The organism is Psychrobacter sp. 2Y5, from assembly GCF_051847375.1.
In the GTDB taxonomy this organism is placed as follows: Bacteria; Pseudomonadota; Gammaproteobacteria; order Pseudomonadales; family Moraxellaceae; genus Psychrobacter.
In genome coordinates this window covers 162,761-182,316 of the sequence record NZ_JBPYDA010000006.1, presented here as the reverse complement: position 1 = coordinate 182,316, position 19,556 = coordinate 162,761, and the positions used below count along the sequence as shown (strand labels likewise).

The 19,556-nt window shown below is 43.7% G+C and carries 15 protein-coding genes; 9 read left to right on the top strand and 6 right to left on the bottom strand.

Features of this window, described 5'->3' with window-relative positions; genetic code table 11:
* The first annotated feature begins 18 nt into the window (after positions 1-18).
* The 6 genes from bamA (at position 19) to ACS8E3_RS08235 (ending at position 7,111) form a co-directional block, all read left to right on the top strand.
* Complete coding sequence (gene bamA, locus ACS8E3_RS08260) at positions 19-2,466, top strand: outer membrane protein assembly factor BamA (RefSeq protein WP_439243109.1); 2,448 nt, start codon at positions 19-21, stop codon at positions 2,464-2,466.
* A 142-nt stretch (positions 2,467-2,608) separates the two neighbouring features.
* Positions 2,609-3,625: a UDP-3-O-(3-hydroxymyristoyl)glucosamine N-acyltransferase gene (gene lpxD / locus ACS8E3_RS08255; RefSeq protein ID WP_439243107.1), complete on the top strand. Its 1,017-nt coding sequence runs from the start codon at positions 2,609-2,611 to the stop codon at positions 3,623-3,625.
* Between the two features lie 161 nt (positions 3,626-3,786).
* The gene (fabZ, locus tag ACS8E3_RS08250; protein WP_439243105.1) at positions 3,787-4,296 is read left to right on the top strand and encodes a 3-hydroxyacyl-ACP dehydratase FabZ; all 510 of its coding nucleotides are present in this window, start codon (positions 3,787-3,789) and stop codon (positions 4,294-4,296) included.
* 66 nt (positions 4,297-4,362) lie between these two features.
* The gene (gene lpxA / locus ACS8E3_RS08245) at positions 4,363-5,142 is read left to right on the top strand and encodes an acyl-ACP--UDP-N-acetylglucosamine O-acyltransferase (RefSeq protein WP_439243103.1); all 780 of its coding nucleotides are present in this window, start codon (positions 4,363-4,365) and stop codon (positions 5,140-5,142) included.
* Positions 5,143-5,416: 274 nt separating this feature from the next.
* The gene (locus ACS8E3_RS08240) at positions 5,417-6,934 is read left to right on the top strand and encodes a sodium-dependent transporter (RefSeq protein ID WP_439243101.1); all 1,518 of its coding nucleotides are present in this window, start codon (positions 5,417-5,419) and stop codon (positions 6,932-6,934) included.
* 42 nt (positions 6,935-6,976) lie between these two features.
* Positions 6,977-7,111 (top strand): methionine/alanine import family NSS transporter small subunit, encoded by a 135-nt coding sequence (locus ACS8E3_RS08235; protein ID WP_439243099.1) that lies wholly within the window; start codon positions 6,977-6,979, stop codon positions 7,109-7,111.
* A gap of 117 nt (positions 7,112-7,228) precedes the next feature.
* On the opposite strand, the gene tgt is transcribed toward ACS8E3_RS08235, so the two are convergent.
* Together tgt and asd are read right to left on the bottom strand one after the other, a co-directional pair.
* Positions 7,229-8,380 carry a tRNA guanosine(34) transglycosylase Tgt gene (tgt, locus tag ACS8E3_RS08230; RefSeq protein ID WP_439243097.1) on the bottom strand — a complete coding sequence of 384 codons (1,152 nt, stop codon included), beginning with the start codon at positions 8,378-8,380 and terminating at the stop codon, positions 7,229-7,231.
* 187 nt (positions 8,381-8,567) lie between these two features.
* On the bottom strand, positions 8,568-9,701 hold the full coding sequence (gene asd / locus ACS8E3_RS08225; protein WP_439243095.1) for an aspartate-semialdehyde dehydrogenase: 1,134 nt from the start codon (positions 9,699-9,701) through the stop codon (positions 8,568-8,570).
* A 307-nt stretch (positions 9,702-10,008) separates the two neighbouring features.
* On the opposite strand from asd, the gene ACS8E3_RS08220 reads away from it, so the two are divergent.
* Positions 10,009-11,163, top strand: a complete 1,155-nt coding sequence (locus ACS8E3_RS08220; RefSeq protein WP_439243093.1) for an endonuclease/exonuclease/phosphatase family protein — start codon at positions 10,009-10,011, stop codon at positions 11,161-11,163.
* A gap of 476 nt (positions 11,164-11,639) precedes the next feature.
* On the opposite strand, the gene ACS8E3_RS08215 is transcribed toward ACS8E3_RS08220, so the two are convergent.
* From ACS8E3_RS08215 to ACS8E3_RS08205, 3 genes are all read right to left on the bottom strand, one after another.
* Entirely contained in the window at positions 11,640-11,912 is a 273-nt protein-coding gene (locus tag ACS8E3_RS08215; protein ID WP_439243091.1) for a hypothetical protein, read from the bottom strand.
* 525 nt (positions 11,913-12,437) lie between these two features.
* The gene (locus tag ACS8E3_RS08210) at positions 12,438-13,835 is read right to left on the bottom strand and encodes a peptidylprolyl isomerase (protein WP_439243089.1); all 1,398 of its coding nucleotides are present in this window, start codon (positions 13,833-13,835) and stop codon (positions 12,438-12,440) included.
* Positions 13,836-13,935: 100 nt separating this feature from the next.
* Positions 13,936-16,899, bottom strand: a complete 2,964-nt coding sequence (locus tag ACS8E3_RS08205) for an LPS-assembly protein LptD (RefSeq protein ID WP_439243087.1) — start codon at positions 16,897-16,899, stop codon at positions 13,936-13,938.
* A 468-nt stretch (positions 16,900-17,367) separates the two neighbouring features.
* Here ACS8E3_RS08205 and ACS8E3_RS08200 point away from each other — a divergent pair, with 468 nt between their 5' ends.
* Positions 17,368-18,531: an aminoglycoside phosphotransferase family protein gene (locus ACS8E3_RS08200; protein WP_439243085.1), complete on the top strand. Its 1,164-nt coding sequence runs from the start codon at positions 17,368-17,370 to the stop codon at positions 18,529-18,531.
* 67 nt (positions 18,532-18,598) lie between these two features.
* Positions 18,599-19,327 carry an N-acetylmuramate alpha-1-phosphate uridylyltransferase MurU gene (gene murU / locus ACS8E3_RS08195; protein ID WP_439243083.1) on the top strand — a complete coding sequence of 243 codons (729 nt, stop codon included), beginning with the start codon at positions 18,599-18,601 and terminating at the stop codon, positions 19,325-19,327.
* A 91-nt stretch (positions 19,328-19,418) separates the two neighbouring features.
* Here murU and ACS8E3_RS08190 read toward each other — a convergent pair whose 3' ends face one another.
* Positions 19,419-19,535: a DUF2474 domain-containing protein gene (locus ACS8E3_RS08190; protein ID WP_439243081.1), complete on the bottom strand. Its 117-nt coding sequence runs from the start codon at positions 19,533-19,535 to the stop codon at positions 19,419-19,421.
* Positions 19,536-19,556 lie beyond the last annotated feature (21 nt).

Here is a 19,556-nt window from a genome sequence, read left to right as displayed (position 1 = left end):
TATTGACGGATAGTATTTATGCGTACGCCTTTACTTATGAGCGCGGCTGGGTTGCCGTTAGTGGTAGCAATGATGAGTGTTTCTGCACAAGCGGCAGATTTTGTGGCAACTGACATTGGTTTCACTGGATTACAACGCCTGACTCCCGCTAGTCTTTATCCAGTGTTGCCGATCAACGTTGGTGATACGGTTACCGATGCCAGTTTAGCGGCTAGTATTAAAGCTTTATATGCTACCGACAATTTCGCAAACATCCAAAGCCGTGTTGAGGGCAATCAGCTGACCTTTGATGTCATTGAACGCCCTGTCATTGCCGAAGTTAATTTTGAGGGTAACCAGCTCATTCCCAAAGAAGGCCTAGAGCAAGGCCTAGAAAATGCTGGCTTATCAGTTGGCGACGTCCTCAAGCAAGCGACGCTGCAAGGTGTCGCTAATGAGCTACAGCAGCAGTATATCTCCCAAGGCTATTACAACAGCAGTATCGAAGTGGATCAGACTTTGCTCGATGGTAATCGGGTCAAGCTTGATGTACGCTTTATCGAAGGCAAAGCTGCCAAAGTGGTCGATATCAATGTTATTGGTAATAAGCACTTTAGTGATGAAGAGATTAAGGATGTATTCGCAGTAAAAGAAACTTCGTGGACGAATATCATCTCTAAGTCAGACCGCTATGCCAAAGAAAAGCTAGCCGCGAGTTTAGAAAACCTAAAAGCGCTGTACCAAAACGATGGTTATGTGCGCTTCAACGTCGACAATGCGATACTCAATATCAGCGAAGATAAAAAAAGTGTTTTTATTGAAGTCAGCTTAACCGAAGGCGATCAGTATCAGTTCGGCGATATTAGCTTTTTAGGTGAGCCCAAATTCGATGTCAATGAGCTAGGTGAGCTTGTGACTTTTAATGCTGATGAGCAGTACTCACAAGCGAAGCTCGATGCGACTACCGCCGCGCTCAAAAACCGCTATGGCAACGAAGGGTATTATCTAGCGCAAATTCGCCCTGTACCGCGTATCAATGACGACACTAAAATCGTTGATGTTGACTATTATATCGATCCGGTAAGACCTATTTATGTGCGCCGTATTAATTTTAACGGCAACATAAAAACCCAAGACGAAGTACTGCGCCGAGAGATGCGTCAGTTAGAAGGCTCACTGGCCTCTAACGAAAAAATTCAGCTATCGCGTACCCGTTTACTGCGTACCGGTTTTTTTAAGACCGTCAACGTTGATGTTAAGTCAGTGCCTAATCAGCCAGATCAGGTCGACGTAAACTATACCGTTGAAGAGCAACCTTCAGGCAGCTCAACTATTGCTGCTGGTTATTCGCAAAGTGGCGGTATTACCTTTCAGTTAGATCTGACCCAAAACAACTTTATGGGTACGGGTAACCGAGTCAATGCGGCGCTCTCGCGTTCAGAGACGCGCGATTCTTATAGCTTAGGATATACCGATCCCTATTTCACTGAAAACGGCGTCTCACAAGGGGTTAGTGCTTATTACCGCGAGACCAAATACGATGATAGAAACGTCAGCAACTATGTTACTGACTCTTACGGCGCTACTTTAAATTATAGTTATCCTGTTGATGAAACTAAGCGCGTGAGCGCCGGTATCAACGTGGATAATACCTCAGTACGCGGTGGGCGCTTCCTTGGTGTGTCCAACGTCGATCAGATTCTTAATGATGGCGGCAGCGCTTCAGTTTTCAAAGATAATGCAGGTAACCCAACCGATCGTACAGGCTTTAAAAACGACTATACGACTTATAATTTACTACTTGGCTGGGACTATAGCACTTTAGATCGTCCAGTCTTTCCAACTCGTGGTATGAGCCACAGTGTGGACGCGACTATCGGCTTAGGTGATGCGAATTATCAAAAAGCCATCTATCGCGGTAACGTCTATTATCCGGTCTATAAAGATGTGATAGCACGTGGTTATACTAAGCTTGGTTATGGTAATGACCTGCCTTTTTATGAGAACTTTTATGCTGGCGGCTATGGCTCAGTACGGGGTTATGAGGCCTCAAGCTTAGGCCCTAGATCTAAAGCTTATTACGATGCCGTCGAGGGTTTTGATCGTATTAGAGACGAAGAAGTCGGTGGTAATGCGCTAGCGAGCTTCGGTGCGGAACTAATTCTACCCTTACCGTTCAAAGGCGACTGGGCAGATCAAGTGCGTCCGGTATTATTCGCAGAAGGCGGACAAGTCTTTGATACTACCGACAGAGAAGATCGTAACTTTGTTGATCCTATAAGTGGCAAGCGTCCTGTAGATAAAGATGGTAATCCTATTGATATTCCATTATTAAAGCAGGACAACGATCTACGTTTTAGTGCTGGTGCTGGCGTGACTTGGTACACGCCTATCGGACCTATCTCTATTAGCTATGCGGTACCTATTGGCGATAAAGAAGGTGATGAAACTGAAAAAGTCCAGTTCCAAATTGGTAGTACGTTCTAAGTCGCTACCATAACTGCTTTATTTAGAGCTGGCTCACATGCCAGCTCTTAAACGAAAGGGTAGAACGGATTATTAAGCCAAGCTTTTAGCATGCCTTAGCTTAGTGTCTATTTTTAATATATTGTTAGCAGTGTTACTGACTATGACTACGATTGAGCATCTCATTACTCAAATTGAGCAGCGCCAACCCGTACTGAATAAGGCGGCGCTCAGTCCTGAGCAACTTGATTTTGAAGTTAGCGGTGTCGGGAGTTTGGCTACTGCGACTAGCTCGCAGCTTAGCTTTTTGACTGACCCAAAATACCTCTCTTATCTTGCAACGAGTCAAGCTAGAGTAGTATTAGTTAGCGAAGCGCATGCTGAGGCTGTCACCGCACCGACGATCGCTTTAGTGGTTGCTAACCCTTATTTAGCCTATGCTAGTAGTACTCAGCTATTTGAAACCAAGCCTGCGACAGCAACCATACACCAGACAGCGGTCATTGCTGATAGTGCTATCATCGGTGAAGGGGTCAGTATAGGGCCTTTTTGTGTGGTTGATGAGCGCGCACAGATAGGCGCAGGCAGTTGTCTTGATGCTCATGTGATCATTGGAGCGAACACTTGCGTTGGTGAGCATTGTCACTTTAAATCACAAGTGGTCGTCGGTCATGACTGCATCATAGGTCATCATGTCAGAGTACATGCCGGCGCTAGTATAGGGGCTGAGGGCTTTGGCTTTGCTCCAACTAAAGATCCTAGTGACAGTGGCTGGGAGCGCATTGTTCAGCTAGGGCGAGTGATCATTGGTGATCAGGTTCGGATAGGGAGCAATACCTGTATCGATCGCGGCGCTATCGATGATACGGTGATAGGCAATCACGTGATTATCGATAATTTGGTACAGATAGCCCACAATGTTCATATCGGTGCTGGGTCTGCTATTGCTGCTCATACCGGCATCGCTGGCAGTACTCGTCTTGGTAAGCGCTGTATCGTTGGCGGCGCTGTCGGTATCACCGGTCATATTGAGATTGCTGATGATGTGACTTTATCTGGCATGACTATGGTGACTAAATCGATTAAAACCTCAGGCTCATACTCGTCTGGCACAGCAGCGATGCCAACAGCTAAATGGCGACGGGCGGCGGTACGTTTTCGCCAAATGGGTAATGATTAAATTGATACCTTTAAGTTAAATGTTACAGCTAAAACCACTATTTAAGAATGAATATTTAAAAGTGATTGCTGATAAAAGTGATTGTTTTTAAAGATAACTATTTTTAGAAGTGAACGTTTCTAATTTGTATTTTAATTGCGAGTAGCGCAAGGAAGCCCATTATGAGTGCCATTGATTTCGATAAATTAACGGATGAAAATATCGATAAGTTAGCAGCAAACGGTTTGACTTTACCGCTGACTTATCATGATTTGAAGCATTATTTGCCGCACCGTTATCCTTTTATGCTAGTAGATCGGATTACGGCCTGTAAGCCTGGAGAGTGGATCACGGGTATAAAAAACGTCACTATCAACGAAGAGTTTTTTAATGGTCATTTCCCTGACGCGCCTATTATGCCTGGGGTGTTGATGGTAGAGTGTATGGCGCAGGTGTCTGGGGTTTTAGGGTTTATTAGTGCCGGTCTGACCTCTGAGGATGGCTATCTATACCTGTTTGCAGGAGTAGATAAGGTGCGCTTCAAACGCCAAGTGATTCCAGGAGATCAGCTTATTATTCGCTCTAAGATAATGATGCAAAAGCAAGGCATCTACAAGTTTGATTGTACGGTCCACGTTGAGCAGCAACTCGCCGTCAGTGCGCAAATTATGATTGCTCGTCAAGAAAAATAACCCTGACAAGTCAGAGTTAGCTATTTTTATTATTCCATTGAATTAGATGATACTAAGGCCTGTACTATGAGCCAGATTCACCCTACAGCACTCATCTCACCTTCTGCAACTATTGATGAAACGGCGGTTATAGGACCGTATTGTATCGTTGGTGATGAAGTGTCTATCGGCGCTCACACGATTTTGCATCGTCATGTGGTAGTGGCTAAGTTGACGCGTATAGGACAGCACAATCAGTTTTATCAGTTTGCTAGCATAGGCGAGGACCCACAAGATCTCAAATATGCCGGTGAGCGTACTTGGCTTGAGATTGGCGATCATAACACTATTCGTGAGGCTTGTAGCCTGCACCGCGGTACGGCGCAAGACGCTACTATCACCAAAATTGGCAGTCATAATCTATTGATGGTCAACACTCATATCGCTCATGATTGCACTATTGGTAGTCACAATGTGTTAGCTAATAATGTTGGCATTGCCGGACACGTGACCATCGGCGATCATACTATCATCGGTGGTAATTCGGGTATACATCAGTTCTGCCGGGTTGATGACTACAGCTTAGTAGGCGGAGCGAGCCTTATTTTAAAAGACGTCGCGGCTTTTACGATGGTGTCGGGTAATCCAGCGGGCGCTCATGGTCTAAATATAGAAGGCATGCGCCGCAAAGACTGGTCGAAACAGACTATTGATGTCTTACGTCAAGCCTATCGTATTGTTTTTAGATCTGGTCTCACCACTGTGCAAGCGCTTGAGGTTTTACAAAATGAGCTGCTCCCTAAAGAGCCAAAAATCCAGCTGCTCATTGACTCCTTACAACATAGCAAACGCGGAGTCGTGCGCTAAGAGTTAACTCTAGATATTCAGTACTCCTAATTCAAGTCTACACAGTATAATTTTTACCACTTAAAAAGCCATAACGATAAGTTATGGCTTTTTGTGTTTATCATTGCTTGACATTTGCTGTCGATTAGCAGAAACTTTCCAATCATATGTAGTAAGGTTTTAGTAACTTATTTTAACCAATAGCTGACTGGTAGTCTCTTTGATTATCTCATCGTTTTAGAGTGTATTGTTTGAGGCGTTTAAAGAGAGTACCAGTGAATTTTAGGAGTGTTATATGGCACAGCAAAGGGAAAATTGGTCCAGTAGAACTGGATTCATTCTAGCAGCTGTCGGTTCAGCAGTGGGATTAGGAAATATATGGCGCTTTCCTTATGTGGCTTATGATAATGGTGGTGGGGCCTTTATGGTGCCTTATCTCATCGCCTTATTAACCGCAGGTATTCCTTTATTATTTCTAGATTATATCATCGGTCATAAATACCGCGCTGCCGCACCTCGTGCTTATAAAAAAATGGTACCTTCTGCCCAGTTTGTAGGGTGGTGGCAGACGTTAGTGTCTTTTGTCATTGCTATTTATTACGCGGCCGTTATCGTTTGGGCGGGTAGTTATATGGTCTTCTCGTTTGGGCAAAAGTGGGGAGAGGATACGACCAACTTTTTTGTCAGCGATTTTGTACAGCATACCGGAGAGCTGACTTCAGTTTTTGTACCGCAGATGTTCACAGGTCTAGTGATTGTTTGGGCCTTGGCCATGCTGATTATGTTTGGCGGTATTCGTAAAGGCGTCGAGCTGGCTAACAAAATTTGTCTGCCATTACTTATCGTGCTCTTTGGTATTATGGTCTTTAAAGCGATCAACTTGCCGGGTGCTACTATCGGTTTAAATGCGTTTTTTGAGCCGAATTGGACTAGAATGAGCGATCCTAACGTTTGGCTTGCCGCTTATGGTCACGTGTTTTTCTCGCTATCAGTAGGTTTTGGTATTATGGTGACTTATGCCTCATACCTTAAGAGAAATACCAACTTAACAGGCGCAGGTTTAGTGGTCGGTTTTGCCAACTCTTCATTTGAGCTTATCGCTGGTATTGGTATCTTTGCCGCTATTGGTTTTATGGCGATGTCAACGGGTCAAGACGTTAGTGAAGTCGCTAGCGGCGGCGTTGGACTAGCCTTCTTCGTGTTCCCGAAAATTATCTCTACCATGGGCGCTAGTGGCGATCTTGTTGGTTTCTTATTCTTTGGCTCTTTAGTAGTAGCGGGTATTAGCTCCTTGATCAGTATTTTAGAGGTGCCTATTTCAGCTTTTCAGGACAAGTTCGCTTGGTCACGTAGAAAGGCAGTAGCGATTATTGGCGGAGTCTGTGCAGTAATCTCTATCTGTGCATTCTCAACCGGTAGCTCGCTAGTCTTAGTCGATGTCATCGATCACTTTGCCAATAACATCGGTATCGTAGCGGGTGGTCTCATGTCCATTGTTTGGGTCACTTGGTTTAACCGCCATAAGATCCCTGGTTTATTAGAGCATATCAACCGTATCTCTAGTGTCAAACTCGGCGGCGCTTGGGTATTTATGCTAACCGTTATTACACCAACGGTACTGACCATTGCTTTGGGATTAAAACTCATCGATTTAGTACAAGAGCCTTATGAAGGGTACTCGGCGACTATCCTATTATTATTTGGTTGGGGCGTAGTGGTGTTCTTTGGATTAGGCGCATTTATATTGAGTCGTATGAAAGGCATCCATGACGCAGAAGATGATAAGTCACGCGTTCTTGATGATGCATCATAAGACGATATAAGCAGGCAATAAATATTCTAAGAGGAATTTATTATGACAACTTCAGCAATCATTTTTATGATTATCTCAATGGTACTAATATGGGGTGGTTTGCTCGCTGCTATCTTACATTTGAGAAAGCATCCTGACATTCCGATGAGTCAGTTGCCAGATGATCAGATCTACTAAGGTTATCAGCAGCTAAAAGTTATAAAAAGAGCCAGTCGCTAATATTAGCGACTGGCTCTTTTGGTATTAACATAAGTATTAATAAAACTAGGTGCGTTTTATTAAGAGCCATTTAGCTTAGTGTAGGGTTAGTTCAGGCACTTGTTGTCCGCGCTTGCTATAAAACTCGCTAACAAACTCATCAAAATTATCTTGCTCAATCGCGTCTCTAACGCCTTGCATCAAACGCTGATAGTAGCGTAAGTTATGAATAGTTGCGAGCTGCGCGCCTAACATTTCTTTGCATTTATTGAGATGATAAAGATAAGCACGGCTAAAGTTCTGACAGGTATAGCAGTCACACTCAGGATCTAGTGGACCTTCATCTGTACGGTATTGGCTGTTACGAATGCGTACCACACCAGCATTATCGGCATCACCAGTAACGAAATAATGGCCATTACGCGCATTACGAGTCGGCATGACGCAGTCAAACATATCGACGCCGCGGCGCACGCCTTCGACTAGATCTTCAGGTTTACCCACGCCCATCAGATAGCGCGGTTTGTTTGCTGGCATATCATCAGGTAGGTAATCTAACACTGCCATCATCTCTTCTTTAGGTTCCCCTACAGAGAGACCGCCGATAGCATAACCATCAAAGCCAATCTCAAGTAAGCCCTCAAGCGACTGCTGACGCAAATCGGCGTACATACTGCCTTGCACGATACCAAAGAGCGCATTAGTACTGCCAAGTTTTTGATGCTCATCAAGACAGCGCTGACCCCAACGCAGCGAGAGCTCTAGAGACTTTTTAGCTTCAGCGTGAGTCGCCGGATAAGGCGTACACTCATCGAACTGCATAACGATGTCAGAATTCAAGCTATACTGAATTTGCATCGACTTTTCAGGAGACAAGAATACTTTAGCACCATCAATAGGCGACTTAAAATTTACCCCTTCTTCGGTAATCTTGCGCATTGCGCCAAGGCTAAAGACCTGAAAGCCACCAGAATCGGTCAAGATAGGCTTATCCCAATGCATAAATTTATGCAGACCGCCAAACTGATCGATGATATCAGTACCCGGACGTAACCAGAGGTGAAAGGTATTGCCTAATATGATATCTGCGCCAATGGCCTCAATATCGCGCGGTAGCATACCTTTGACCGTACCGTAAGTGCCAACAGGCATAAAGGCAGGAGTTTGTACCTCGCCATGATTAAGATGAACGGTACCGCGACGAGCACGAGTCTCGCCGCTAGCAGTTTTGTGTAAAGTAAATTGCATATGATAATCGCTATCTGAGCTATGAAAATGGCGCTAATTATATCATTATTAGCGATTTTTTGTGCGATCGTTATTTCTATACGCTTAAGAGAAGCCTCGTTGCCAAATACACGGGGCAATAAAAAAGACAGCAAATGCTGTCTTTTTTATTCTACAAATAAATGTAATTGAAATACTCGTTTTTAAGTTAGCTGTTTTGCTCACGAATGATGTTAAGCATCCGGCGTAAAGGCTCTGCTGCGCCCCATAATAGCTGATCGCCGACGGTAAAGGCACCTAAGTATTCAGGACCCATGTTCAGTTTGCGCAGGCGTCCTAAGGCCACTGTTAAAGTCCCTGTCACGGCTACCGGCGTTAGACGCTCAACGGTGGCTTCTTTGGTATCTTCGACCACATCTAGCCATTTATTATCGCTATTTTTTAGTGCTTCTTCGATCTCACTTAGCGGGATGTCTTTTTTAAGTTTAATAGTCAAGCCTTGAGCATGGCAGCGCATAGCACCAATACGAACACACATCCCATCGATAGGGATATTGCTCTGTACATCGTTACCAAGGATTTTATTGGTTTCAACGCCGCCTTTCCACTCTTCTCTTGATTGTTTATTTTCCATTTGCGCATCGATATAAGGAATCAAACTACCAGCTAGTGGTACACCAAAATACTGCTGAGGAAAATCAGCTGAGCGCTGAGTCTCGGCGATCTTTTTATCGATATCTAAAATGGCACTAGCAGGATCAGAGAGCTCAGCTTTGACCGCATCTTGTAATATACCCATACCATTGATAAGTTCGCGCATATTGTTAGCGCCAGAGCCGCTTGCCGCTTGATAAGTCATCGCGCTGACCCATTCCACCCAGCCTCTATTGAACAGCTCACCGATAGCCATTAGCATAAGTGATACCGTACAGTTACCACCGATAAAGTCTTTTTTGCCATTAGCTAAAGCATTGTCAATGACGTTACGATTAACCGGATCTAAAATAATGATGCTATCCTCATCCATACGCAGGGTGCTCGCGGCATCAATCCAATAACCCTCCCAGCCGCTATCACGCAGGGGCTGGTGCACCTTTTGGGTATAGTCGCCGCCTTGGCAGGTAATAATCACGTCGCAGTCCGCTAAGGAATTAATATCATGAGCATCTTTGAGTTTACTTGGGCTAATACCATCAAAGCTTGGCGCATCGCCGCCGCTATTACTGGTTGAGAAAAACACTGGGGTGATACCAGTGAAGTCTTTTTCTTCGCGCATACGCTCAATCAGCACTGAGCCGACCATACCGCGCCAGCCTACTAAACCTACTGTTAAATTACTCATGAAATGCCTTCCTCTTGTACGATGGTTTGTGACATAGTTTGTGACAAGGACAACCCGTAACAATGCCGGGAATAGAACAAAAAAGCAAGATTTTTCGATAAATTTCTTCTACTTCAACATCTCTATTATTAATGAGCTTTAAACAGTAACGTTTTATAATATTTATCCGCTTAACGAGATGCTAAAGTAAGCTTGAAAAATGACTATGATAACTTTGAATAATTATAAGCACTAATCATAAGTATTGTTTCTAAATCAGACTTTACTCCTGGCTTAGCCCTCATTTTAATAAATGGTTACCTATATTATGGATATCTCTTTACTGTATTACGGCGCGCAATGGTTAGCAGGGTTTATCACCTTTGTAACCATTTGGGGCTGGATGCCCCTTGATAATTGGTGGGTCCGAGTAGTCGAGTTTCCGCGCATCCAGATTATGGTGTTAGGAGTCGTCGCTTGGGCGGCGATGATTTTATTCTACTCCGAGTGGCAGATAGGTCAGTGGCTATTGTTTTTGGCCTTGAGTCTGACTTTAGCTTATCAGCTAAGAATGGTGCTTCCTTATACGCAGTTATGGAAAAAAGAAGTACAAAACGCCACCGATGACCCAGAGCTCGCTGAGCATCAGATCAAAATCATGGTCTCCAATGTATTAACGCCTAATGAGCAAAAGCAAGATTTAGTCGATTTGGTAAACGACAAAACCCCCGATATTCTGATCGCCTTAGAGACAGATAAGCAGTGGGAGCGAGCGCTTGAGCAGATAGAGCCTGACTATCCTTATACGGTCAAAGTTCCTTTAGACAACTTATATGGCATGCACTTGTACTCAAAGCTTGAGCTGATAGATCCTGAAGTTAAGTATCTGATTATCGATGATATTCCCTCTATCCATAGCCAATTACGCTTACCAAGTGGTCGGGTTATTTGGCTATATTGTTTACATCCCATGCCACCAAGTCCTACCGAAGCGGATAAATCGACCACGCGCGATGCGGAGCTGCTGATGGTTGGCAAGCATATCAAAGAGCATGAGCAAACTGCTATATTAGCAGGAGATCTCAACGATGTAGCATGGTCAAAAACCACGCGCCGTTTTCAGCGTATCTCAGGCTTACTTGATCCGCGTATTGGTCGTCACTTTATCAATACCTTTCACGTCAAATATCCCTTTTTGCGTTGGGCGCTAGATCATATTTTTCATAGTGCTTGTTTTACGCTAGTTGATATCAGTCGAATGCCATCTATTGGCTCCGACCATTTTCCAGTGATGACGACCCTACAATATGAACCGCAGGAAGCTAGTAAACAGGAACAAAACGCGCCTACTACCGATGCAGAAGACATTCAAGAGACCAATCATAAGATCGAAGAAGGTAAAGAAGAGGGACAAAAAGTCTCGCAACAACACGCCGAAGAAAACAATAAAACGCTAGAAGATCGAGCGGCAAAACCGGTATAAGCATTTTCAGATTATATAAATAGATGACTCAAATCCTCTGTAAGCATAAGCGTACAGAAAATAGGGCTTTTGGCGTCTAGTTAGCGCTGCTAAGCCAGTATATAATAGGCTCATCAACACAAGGATAGTCAAGGATGCAGTGTTGAGGCTTATAGCCTTGAGTCAGCTCAAGTGTTATGAGTCGGTGTGAAGTGGCTTAGAGAGGACTTAATATAAGTCATCAGGGATATAATAATAATAAAATGAAATATCAATAACCCGAACCTATTGCCCAAGGTTCGGGTTTTTTCTTGTCCATGGTTTTTACTAATAAGAGTTTCTATTAATAAAAATTGCTACTAACAAAGGATACTACTAGCAACCATCAAATACTTTGCAGTTTTCATAAATACCACTTGTTAACAGAATTATCCTCAAAACTATTTAAAGTTAATTAAAGCCATTTAAGGTCAATACAGCATAGCGCTTAGTAGGTTCTAGGCATGATCTAAGGTACTATAAACATTTAACCAGTCATCATTTTTATCTTCAGTAACCGCAAACCAAGCATCATCGCATTCTTCGGTAAGACAATCAAAACTGACATATATGCCTTTCTCATCGATGGTGGCATACCAGTGCTCATCGTTATGGCCGGTAGATAGTACAAAGTATTTGTCATTCACAAATTCGCCAACGGTATATAGCTCGTCTTTTTTATAGAAATAATTTCCGCTTATGCAGATTAGTTTATCACCGGTATGTATCATCGTCTCTCCTGTCAATATCAATCATTACTTTATTATAAATAACGACAGCTTTAGCTTGTATTATCACTGCTGATAATTGAGTAAAACTTGCGTAATTATCTATAATTATTAGCAACTATTTTATCAGTAGCAAGTAAGACAACAAAGAATGCTTGAGTATCAAAAGACAGTTTTTTGTAGCTAAGTGTTTGTTTTTATTGCTATTTAAAACTGTTTATATCTAGATGATTGTTGATAATTGAAGCTTGCAAAATGAGCTTATTATTAGAATCGCAAATTTTGAGTACCATAACAAAATAATTGTTTAATCGTTAGTCATAATAAGCTGAAGTAAAACAGAAATAAAATAGAAATAAAGTAATGCCAGTGACAAGATTATCGATAACTGCTAATGATCAGGCGCTAGTAATCATCAGTGTAAAGCTATAGTAGCTCGATAACATTTTGTTTGTCTAATAAAAAGGGGATATGACTTAGCATATCCCCTTTTTATTAGCAGTAAGCAGAGCACGCGCTAGAGCATAACTACTCAATCACTTGAATGTAGGCACCCGCTCGTAGCTCTTGTAACCAGTCTTCTGTCGCTTGTGGTGCTAAGCGTTGAAATAGGGCTTGGCGGGCCATATCACGGCGATATTCATCACTGATGTCTTGTTGACGCTTATCATCGACTTTGAGTATGTGCCAGCCAAACTGGCTCTTGAAGGGCGCGGAATAGTCGCCGACGGTAGTGTTTTTCATGACTGCTTCGAACTCTCCAACCATCTCACCTTCGCCGACCCAGTTCAAATCGCCGCCACGTCCAGCAGATCCCGGATCATCAGAATAAGTAGAAGCTAAGCTGGCAAAATCTGCGCCTTGACGCAGCTGCTCATAGAGGTCATTGATTTTTTGCTGCGCTAGGCTATCGGTCTGTAATTCATCAATTTTGACCAAGATATGTCGAACATCCCATTGTGGCACAATCATTTTGTCACTAACGGTTTTGTTGGCTAGTTTGACGATATCGATTCCTTCTGGAGTGACTAAAGGCGCGCTGACTTCCCCAACTGCAAGCTTGGTAATCTGACTTGATAGCTCAGTCGGTAGTGCAGCAGCTCTATGAAAGCCCATATCGCCACCTTGTAGTGGAATAGGGTAGCCGCCTTGCACTGCAGCTATCGCTGCCGCAACGTCGACATTCGGTTCTAATAAACGAGTGCGTAGAGTCTTTGCTACTGCGAGCGCTTGCTCACGCTGAGCGGCTGAGAGACGGCTGTAGTCATCGATGTAAGGCACACGTACATGAATGGTCTGGTATTCGTTTTGGTTGAGACGCTTAGCTTCAGGGGAAGACAAGAAGGCATCAACATCTTGCTCGCTGATACGAACTCGGCTACTGACTTGGCGTTGCTGTAAGGCTTGAATAGTCGCATCTTCAAACAACTTCGCGCGCAAGGCAGCATAGCTACCCGGCTGGCTAGCATCTAGTTTTTGTTGTAGACCGGCTAAGCTATTAACGCCTTCTCCTTGAGCAATCTGCGCTAAACGCTGATTGATGGCTGCATCATCAGGTTGTAAGCCAAGTCTATTGGCAAGAGACAGCTGTAACTCGCGTTGAATCAAGCCATTCAGGACTTCAGACTGCAGTTGTGGTGAGTTGGCGATAGGTTGGCCTGCGGCTTGCGCTCTTGCTTGGGTCTGAACGACAGCATTAATCAGTTCGCTTTTTAGAATGGCATTATCATTGACTAGGGCAATAATGCCATCGGTACTGGTTGCAGGCGTTAGACGGCTAGTGTTTTGATTCTCAACACCGGCTGCCTGATTATTAGTAGATTCAGCAGTAGCCGCTTGAGCATTAAATGCAAGTATAAGACCTAGACTGACGCCCATACTCGTTAGTATGGCTCGGTTAGTCTGGCGTAAAGAAAAAAGTCTCATGATAATCCTTATTGATGTCATCATATCGGTTATGGGTTGATCAGCGGCATGCACTTGTAGGCAAAATCCAACTTAATATAGCGATAGGGTAGTTCGTTTGTTAGTCCTTCCAGGCGGTTTGTGTCGGCTCAAACCCTAATACTTTATCTGATAATAAGCGAGTCAAGCGGCCACTGCCACTGCCTAAACCATTAAGCCTAATTTCAGCCATGATCGCTTGATTAGGCTTATCGTTGATATTCAAATCATTATAGTAACGACGACCATAAACGGCAAAGCCAAAACAGCAATCTTCGTAATCTATTCCGACTAAAGCGTCGAGGGTTTGGTTGCGCCGATAATCATACTGGCCTTGTGCTAGAACTCGCCAGTTACTGTTTATCGGAAAAATAGCTGACGCCGTGAGGGCTGAAATAGGGAGCTGATTGGTATTTTCATCTTCTTGACGTTTGACAAAGCCGACGTTGAATAAGCTATTATTAGCAGGCTGATAGCGCAGCTCAGTGGTAATGTAATTGAGATCATAGCTACTGTTTAGTGCCCCACTGACATCTACCCAAACGTTGTTATAGGGTTGGGTGCTGGCATTCCAGACCATTCCTGACGAATCCGTATTAAATACTGGCGTCTGATCCTCTAAAGTCACCCGTCCATCACCATAATAAAACTGCTCTGCAATGCTACCATCAAAACGTGTCACACCCGTTGCGTCGATGTAACGATAATTGATGCCAGGGGTGATGGCATGCAAGTCTTGCAGGCGATCATACCCTAAGAACCAACTGTCTGAGAAGAGCTGCTCGTAGTTGATAGAGGCGATACGCGTGTTGAAGTTAGGAATATCGTTTTGATCTTCAAAAGGGGAGTAGGTATATTTCAGACGCGGACTCAGCAGCTGATAGCCGCCCATGGTGTCATCGAAAGCGCCAAAAGGTGAGCCTGCTTGATAAAAGTTCAGACCCGCATCAATGCTCGCTTGCGGGACAAATACGGACTGATTACCATCTTCTTCATCAAGATTATTAGCGTCTAAACTGTCTTGATCGTATGAAGTATACAAATGCTGCAAGCTCAGCTTAGGGTTGATATACCCCCACGCGGCCTCGATAGGATAAGCGGCGCTTAGCTTGTTATAGACTCTAACGCCGCTTTTTTCGGCCTCAGAGCCATCGTCAATTGACTTCTTAAAGTAGGCTGAGTCATGAACCCCTGTGAAGTTTATATTATCTGACCAAGGTAAGCGATAGTTGAGCGACAGCTGCGGTAAGCGCGAGTAAGGCTTATCTTTATCTTGTAGCAACTCGCCAGTATTGGTGATAGCGTCTAAGGTTTGATAGGTTTCAACTTTGAGTTCACCATTGACATAGTCATTATAATAATTCAGCCGAGCTCGCCGCGGCAGGTTGAGCGTATTGTTAGATAAGCCTAAGGTATCAAAATCATTAATATAATCCGCGTCAGAGACATAACTGTATTTAGCATCACCGCTTAAGCGTGGAATACTGTTAGAGGACCAGTAGTGATCATAAAACAGACTGCTACGATCTTCATCATCATATTCTCTATCATTAGGTAAATAAGAGCCATTAAGTATACCTTCGCCATAATCTTCGGTTAGATAACGAAATTCTCCTGAAAGCATCGGGTTACGATTGGTATAAAGATGGGTATTAAGTGTGGCATCATAATTAGGTGCTAGATTGAAATAATAGGGAACATCAATTTCTAGACCGTTTTCACTACCGATGCTGGCATTGGGTAATAAAAAGCCACTGCTACGACGTGAGTCAATAGGGAAGTTGAAATAAGGCAAATAAAGCACTGGCACATCGGCGATTTTGAAGGTCGTGTTATAAGCTTCGCCGCGGCCAGTATCGGTATCTAAGTCGATATTTTTAGCTTCAAGCTGCCACTTACGGTCAGTAGGCGGACAAGTAGTGAACATCACGCCATCAAGCTCGTACTGGCTCTCATTAGGGCGGTTGAGCTGTTTGGCATAACCATGCGCTTGCAGAGGGACGCTGGCAAAAGCGACATCGCGGGCCGTCGACTGCTGATTCTTTGTATTATAAGCTAGGCTATCAGCGACGCCAATCAAACCGCCTTGTGTGACTCTGTCATTAACAGTAGCAGTCGCGCGTTCGTTCCCGGTACTGAGTCTTGTATCGCGGTTTGGCGTATTGCCGATCGCTTGGTCGGTGAACATCACTTGCCCTTGTGCTGCTGCTACGCCACTGCTGAGATTCAAAACTACTTTTTGAGCCTCGATATGCTGCTCACCTTGATCGATAATTACGTTCCCTGACAGCTCAGCATAGTCGACATTGTCATAATAACCATAGTCAGATTCAGCATAGATAGAGTCTCGATTATTTAGAGGTGCATCTGCGTCGCTATTGGCTTCGTTTATCGCCCTTTGGTAATTTGGATTGCTATCAGGATAGACCCATTGACCTTCACAGCGAGGCGCATTATCGACAGTAATAGGAACAACATTCAGATCGGTTCCTAGCTTTGGCAAGGTTTGCTTTGCTGCTAAAGAACGATCTAGCTCAGCGTTAGGTAGGTCGTTATTGACTAGGCTCGTAGCATTATTTGGTGGTACCGTAGTTTTATTAGTAACATCGCTATCGGGTCTTAATTCATAAAATTCCGCCAAGCGCATTAAGCTATCTTGGATAGTTTCGTCATTAAGATTTAGATTTTTAGGGTCAGTATCAGTAATGCCCGTATCAGAGTCTATAATGGAGTCAGTGATCGCGACTGGCTCTATAGTTGTGCTAGTCGCTATTTGAGAGTCGTCGTTATTTTCTAGCGCAGAAGCATTATCTATAGCGGCGCCTGAGCTTATAGTAGCACTCTCATTCATGGACGCCATAGGAGCTAAATCATTGTCGCTAGTAGTATCGATATCTGCCAATGCGCGCTCAGTTCCTTCAGCCGCCAAAGGCTTGCGCATCTGCTGATCGTCATCGGTGATAGCGGCACTGACCGTTAAGCTAGATATACTTAACGCACCGAATAGAATCATGCGAATGCTTTGGTAGAGCGGAGAATATAACAAGGGCACACCTATGATTGTAGAGCCTATTAGCCATTTGGGTTACGATGGAGACAGATAGTCAATGGATTTTAAAAGCGAGTATCAAACCAGAAGCTAACCACTCGATATACATTTTATAAGTATCACTTACTGTTATTGATTTAATCTCAATTATTTAACAATAGGATCTGTTTGGTCGTTTGCTACAGTAGCTTTATACCGCTGTAAAGACTAGTTTAACCTTTATTAAATCATTCAATAATGAGCAGAGCGACAATTATTTTGACTTATGATAGTCAAAAAAAACCAAATCAGCTACACTAATCAGCAAATTTTATAATACAGCAAGGTATTTCTTTATTGGTAAGCTGGCTAATAGTAAGTAGCGAGTCAATAAGACTGATAAAAATACTGAGCACTCTCAGATGGTTCGTTATTTTAGCAAGTATTTGCCCGACTTATCACTCTATTTAACCGGCGATTTTCTTTATGACTACTAGCGCTATGACAGACAAAATGCTTATGAACACTGATTCTACAATCAGCACCCAAACACCAACTCAAATAGTGAGTAATACCGAAGCCGCTGATGAGCGTCAGCAGCAGCTAATTCATTGGTTGCAGCAAGTATTTGCCGGTCAAGAGTTTAAACTCGACAGCCTACCAGGTGATGCCAGTAGCCGCCAGTACCATCGTCTACAATGGTTAAACCAATCAGATAATAATAATTCTGAGCATTATATGGTGATGGACTCTGCTGATGAGCAGCAAGCGATGCAGCAGTTTATAAACGTCACAGCTTTAATGGCGCCAGCGATTAATGTGCCGACCCTTATCGCCCAAGATACTGAGCAAGGGTTTCTAGTTCTGCAAGACTTTGGTACGGTGGAGTTTGCACACTTACTGGTTGGTGCAACCCCAGCGCAAGTCGATACTTATTATCAAGCCGCTATGCAGACTTTGACTGCGCTGCAGCAAGTACCGGTAGAGACTGCCAAAACCCAGCACCAGTTGCCAGATTATGATGACGAACTTCTTAACCGCGAGATGGACTTATTTAGTGACTGGTTTATCCCGCACATTGAGGTAAGTTTAGACACTAGTCTTTGGGAGGCTGTCAAAAAAGTGTTAATCACTGAAATTTTGCGCCAGCCACAAGTCATCGTCCATCGCGATTATCACAGTCGTAATTTGATGCAAGACCAAGCCAACCCCAAGCGCTTAGGAGTGATCGACTTTCAAGACGCAGTTATCGGCGCTTATAGTTATGATTTGGTGTCATTAGTCCGTGATGCTTATGTCGATTGGCCTGAGGCACAAATCTCTAGCTGGATTAAGGACTTTTGGCAATTGCAGCAGCAAGCTGAACTCACTACTACTAGTGCTGAGCAGTTTGAAAACGATGTCAATGTGATGGGGGTTCAGCGTCATTTGAAGGTGCTTGGCATCTTTATTCGTTTGTTTGAACGCGATGGCAAAAACCGTTATTTAGCCGATATTCCAAAAGTAATGAGTGATTTACTCTTTGAGCTTGACTGGCTTGCCAAGCAAGGTAGTGAGGAGATAAAGCAGGCAATCATCCCTTTTAATCAGTGGGTGGTAGAGACAGTACTGCCTGCTTATCAAACTAAGTTTGTGCAGCAGTATATTTAGTCATAACATTTAATCAGAACAACACTTTTAGTCATCTCAAAAGTTATCTTTTGATCCAGGAGTAAATATGGCGAGCATAACCCAAGCGATGATACTAGCTGCAGGCAAAGGCACACGCTTACGCCCGTTAACCCTTGAGACGCCTAAACCTTTAGTTGAAGTGGGTAGTCAGCCCCTCATTGTTTGGCACATAAAAGCGCTGCAAGCAGCCGGTATCACTGACATCACTATCAATGCCTCATGGCTCGCTGATAAGCTCATGGCGGCGCTAGGCGATGGCTCGCAATATGGCGTTAACCTGCATTGGTCAGTAGAAGATGAGGAGCCTTTAGAAACTGCTGGCGGGATTTTTCAGGCTCTGCAAACCAACAAGCTGCGAGATGAGCCGTTTATTTTAGTGAATTCTGATGTGTGGACGACTTATAATTTTGTGCAATTACAAGACTATAAGCTCAGCGCCGATCAGCGCGCGCACTTGCTGTTAATTGATAATCCGGAGCATAATAATAGTGGTGATTTTGCGCTCAATAACGGCTTAGCGAGCGAGGAGTCGATTGCTGAAGCAGACAAGTATACCTTCGCAGGTATCAGTGTAATGTCACCAAGACTCCTAGATGGTTTAGTCAGTGGTCAGCCAGCAGCGTTAGCGCCATTGCTTAAGCAAGCGATGCTTAAGTTTCAGATTACCGCTGAAGTTATTACTGATAACTGGATAGATGTAGGCACGCCTGAGCGCTTAGCCCAAGTAAATACCTTTATTAATGAGAAAGGTGCTAGTAATCATAAAGGCGCTTAAGAGGTAATTTTAGACACGGCCTAATATAAATAAAAAGGTGGCGCTGACTGGGTCAGCGCCACCTTTTTATGACCAGTTGTTAATCATTTTTTTATACGCCCATCGCTAGTCTAATTAGCTGAGCGATAGTAAAGACAACTAGAAACCCGGCTAGATATAGACCGACAAACCATGCCCATTGCGATTGTTTTTTACTGAGCTTCTTCATCATGACCTCCTTACCGTCCTA